General features: G+C 41.8%; 6 protein-coding genes. 3 read left to right on the top strand and 3 right to left on the bottom strand.

From position 1 onward, the window contains the following. Positions 1-755: 755 nt before the first annotated feature. The 3 genes from CIK88_RS01230 to CIK88_RS01240 are packed head-to-tail and all read right to left on the bottom strand — an operon-like array spanning position 756 to position 1,683. Complete coding sequence (locus CIK88_RS01230; protein ID WP_005847932.1) at positions 756-977, bottom strand: hypothetical protein; 222 nt, start codon at positions 975-977, stop codon at positions 756-758. Between the two features lie 2 nt (positions 978-979). Continuing rightward, complete coding sequence (locus CIK88_RS01235) at positions 980-1,492, bottom strand: DUF3990 domain-containing protein (RefSeq protein ID WP_254046821.1); 513 nt, start codon at positions 1,490-1,492, stop codon at positions 980-982. Continuing rightward, positions 1,459-1,683, bottom strand: coding sequence for a DUF3791 domain-containing protein (locus tag CIK88_RS01240; protein ID WP_094434045.1), 225 nt, complete (start codon positions 1,681-1,683; stop codon positions 1,459-1,461). Before CIK88_RS01240 ends, CIK88_RS01235 begins: the two co-directional genes overlap by 34 nt. A 481-nt stretch (positions 1,684-2,164) precedes the next feature. On the opposite strand from CIK88_RS01240, the gene infC reads away from it, so the two are divergent. The 3 genes from infC (at position 2,165) to rplT (ending at position 3,504) form a co-directional block, all read left to right on the top strand. Beyond that, positions 2,165-2,851 (top strand): translation initiation factor IF-3, encoded by a 687-nt coding sequence (gene infC, locus CIK88_RS01245; protein ID WP_094434046.1) that lies wholly within the window; start codon positions 2,165-2,167, stop codon positions 2,849-2,851. Positions 2,852-2,924: 73 nt separating this feature from the next. Further along, complete coding sequence (gene rpmI / locus CIK88_RS01250) at positions 2,925-3,122, top strand: 50S ribosomal protein L35 (protein WP_022159100.1); 198 nt, start codon at positions 2,925-2,927, stop codon at positions 3,120-3,122. 37 nt (positions 3,123-3,159) lie between these two features. Beyond that, entirely contained in the window at positions 3,160-3,504 is a 345-nt protein-coding gene (rplT, locus tag CIK88_RS01255; protein WP_094390499.1) for a 50S ribosomal protein L20, read from the top strand. The last annotated feature ends 409 nt before the right edge of the window (positions 3,505-3,913 follow it).

Consider the following 3,913-nt stretch of genomic DNA (forward strand, 5'->3'; position numbering starts at 1 on the left):
GTTCTACTACCAATCCTGGCAGCGGTGACCAGGGTACTGAGCAGAAGCCCGGTGGAAGCGACCAGGGTACAGAACAGCCTGGTGGCGGAGGTCTGGAGGGTTAGTCTTCCGTTTTCTTCTTAACCATCATTCCTTCATCGTCACAGCGCTCCTTGTTGTCAGGGGGCGCTGTATTCTTTATCCACGGAGGACACGGATGACACAGATTTGATTTGTGTTCCGTGGATTGTTTTAGTTGCCTACGGCAAGATGTTTTGGAGTAGCGAAGACAGAGTGAAAGTTCCATTTCATGGCACCTTTTCTCGCCATGGCAGAATTAAAGCGAGCTTTATTCTGCTCATCTGGCTTAACGAAAACGTTCGCTTTCACTATGCTGAGTCACGACAAAACAAACCATTGGTAAATCTTTGGAGGAAATCTTGTTTAAGATGTTGCCTACGGCAAGAAATCAATCATGGGAACTTAGATGGATTTTTTTAGTTGCCTACGGCAAGAAATCTTTGGAGGAAATCTTTAATGAAATATGGCCTTTGGCCAGAAATAATCATCGGAATTTAAACGGATATTAGACGGAAATAAAATCTTTAAATAAAAATCTCGACTGAAAATGCGCTCGAGTTCCTCGCTTTTGGGAAGGACTTTATTATGGATCGCATCGGAGATGCTCGAAATCTAAACAAGAATCTTGAACAAAATCTTTAACTAGAATCTGTGTGCTCCGTGTGTTCCGCGGATTTCAGTTGCTTCGCAAGGATTCATTTTACCACTCCAGTTTCCATCTCATTCTCCAAATATGAGAATACATACACTGCTCCTTCGTAATACAAGCCACAGGCAGGATTACACAGGCGCTTATAGGTTTCTGAAGAATACAGCTCATCCAGAGCTTTCTTCATATCCCATCCATACTTCTGCATCAGCATCTCAACCAATTCTGTAGAGAGACATTCTATCTGAAACTGTATATCTTCATTCATAATCAAATCTTCTTTAAGTAACTAACAGCTTTTTCTGTTCCAAAGAAATACTGAACAGCAGGCTTTTGAAATCGCAGTTCTTCAATCATTCTGTCAATACTGATATAGCCCTGGATAAAACGACGCATTTGAAGACCTACCGTATCGTCTGCAATCGGACCAATAACTATATCATAAGGATGAGCAGGCGTAGAAGACATATTCCTTCTATTCATCAAAATAAATTCTGCCCATTCTTCAGAATAATTTTCAAAGACTTTAACGGATAAAACCGTTGAATCTTCCATAAGCAAGCTGTCATCAAACAAGTAAGCATTAACTACAGGTGTTCCCTCCTGTAGTCTTTGGGTAGTACGAACTGCCATTTCCCTTGCTTGCGATTCATTTGGATTCAGATAAAAGCCACATCCAAAATCCTTGCCTTTTCGTGAAAGACATAAATCTATTTTATCTATCACGACATTGCTACCATGATATAATTTTAGCATCCTAATCGTCCTCCATTCTTTTGACATAATATGGTAATATCCTCCACCGCATCCTCTATTGAAAGAGTATGCTCAGCCGCATAGCAATCAACAAGGAAGTCTATTCCTTTAAATCTACGTAGATAGGCGTACGAATCTGCCAATGAAAGCTTAAAACGATTCGCAAAAGCACCCACGCAGCAGTTCACGTATTCAATTATATTATGAGTCAAATCCATATTTCCCGCTTTTAAAAATTTTTAATGCAAATATAACGAAATATTTAGAAATCACCAACTTTTTCCGGTATTTTCTTTTATAAAGAGAAAAAAATAAGGGGGGGTGAGGGATGAAGTCTGAGGTCTGAAGGCTGAAGTCTGAAGTCTGAGGTTTGTCATCCTACGAAAATCTTATAAATAAAAATCTCGACTGAAAATGCGCTCGAATACCTCGCTTTTGGGAGGGGTTTTTATGGGGATCGCCTACGGCTCGACATCTTAACGAAAATCTTAAAAATAATCTTTAACCTTTAACCTCTAACCTTTAACCTTTAACCTTTAACCTTTAACCTATAACCTAAACGCTCCTTGTGCGACAAAATAGGGTAGGGAATAAAATTATGTGAGAAATAATGAAAAAATAATGCGAAAAGTTTTGTTAGTCCGAATAAAAACAGTAACTTTGCAGCCAATTTGAGTAATTACACCGAAAATATAGTCGATGAAGAATGACAACATGAAGAATCAGTACCGCGTCAACGAACAGATTCGTGTGCGTGAGGTACGTATTGTGGGAGACGACGGATCAACAGTAGTTCCCACTCGTCAAGCATTGGATATGGCTCGTGCAGAGGGCGTTGACCTCGTTGAGATATCCCCAAATGCCAACCCTCCCGTTTGTCGCATTATCGACTATTCGAAGTTCCTCTATCAGCAGAAGAAGCGTCAGAAGGAAATGAAAGCCAAGCAGGTGAAGGTGGAAGTGAAGGAGATTCGCTTCGGACCTCAGACCGATGAGCACGACTACCAGTTTAAGCTGAAGCACGCCAAGGAATTCCTGGAAGAAGGTAATAAGGTACGCGCATACGTATTCTTCCGTGGACGTTCTATCCTGTTTAAGGAACAAGGAGAAGTGCTCCTGTTGCGTTTCGCAAACGATCTGGAGGAATACGGTAAGGTAGAACACATGCCCTCACTCGAAGGTAAGAAGATGTTTATCTATCTCGCTCCTAAGAAAGCAGGTGTGGCCAAGAAGAGTCAACAGGCTCGCGACAGAGAGGCTTCTGCAGCCGAGATCAAAGAGGCAGAGCAGCAGCAGGCCAAAGAGCGCGTGGAAACGAAAAGCGGTATGCTGGCAAACGCCAAGATTAGCGCAGACGCTCTCGAAAAGTTGAAAAACAATATCTGAACGAAAACAGGTGCGTAACGCCCGGTATATGCGTTGCCACCATATTATTAAATAACAATTAAATAACAAAACAATGCCAAAAGTAAAGACAAATTCCGGCGCAAAGAAGAGATTTCGTTTCACCGGTACAGGTAAGATCAAGAGACACCATGCTTACCACAGTCACATTCTGACTAAGAAAACTAAGAAGCAGAAGCGTAACCTGGTTCACCAGGCTATCGTGGACAACAGCAACTTGAAGCAGGTTCGTGACCTGTTGTGTCTCCGTTAATTCACCTATTGTCAAACATTAAAGTAAGAAGAAAACTATGCCAAGATCAGTAAATCACGTTGCTTCAAGAGCAAAACGTAAAAGAATTCTGAAACTCACTCGCGGTTACTTTGGTGCCCGCAAGAATGTTTGGACAGTAGCGAAGAACACATGGGAAAAGGGTCTTACCTACGCTTACCGCGACCGTAAGAACAAGAAACGCAATTTCCGCGCTCTGTGGATTCAGCGTATCAACGCTGCTGCCCGTATCGAAGGTTTGAGCTACTCTGCTCTGATGGGCAAGCTCGCTCAGGCTGGTATTGAAATCAACCGTAAGGTGCTTGCTGACCTCGCTGTCAACAACCCTGAGGCTTTCAAGGCTATCGTCGAGAAGGTTAAGTAAAGTCTTATTCTCGTAAGAGAACGAAAAAATGCAGGAATACTCGCAAGGTGTTCCTGCTTTTTTTATCTCACACGGATTTATTCTTTTACTGGTTCCCTCCCTTTTTAATGTCACACAGAAATCATGGATGTTTTTTGGGGTTGCCTACGGCAAGAAATCTTTGGAGGAAATCCTGTTTAAGATGTTGCCTACGGCAAGAAATATTTTTTATCATCGGAATTTAGACGGAATTAGACGGAAATAAAATCTTTACTGAACTTTCGCATGTGGGGAAGTTAAGAGAAGTTAGGGAAGTTAGAGAGAAGTTAAGGGACAAATGTCCTACGTCTTACGGCAAAAGGCTATTGTCTCTTAACTTCCCGAACGACCGTAGGAAGTGATAACTTCCATTTTATGGCACCTTGCTTCA

The organism is Prevotella sp. P5-50, from assembly GCF_002251295.1.
Taxonomy (GTDB): Bacteria; Bacteroidota; Bacteroidia; order Bacteroidales; family Bacteroidaceae; genus Prevotella.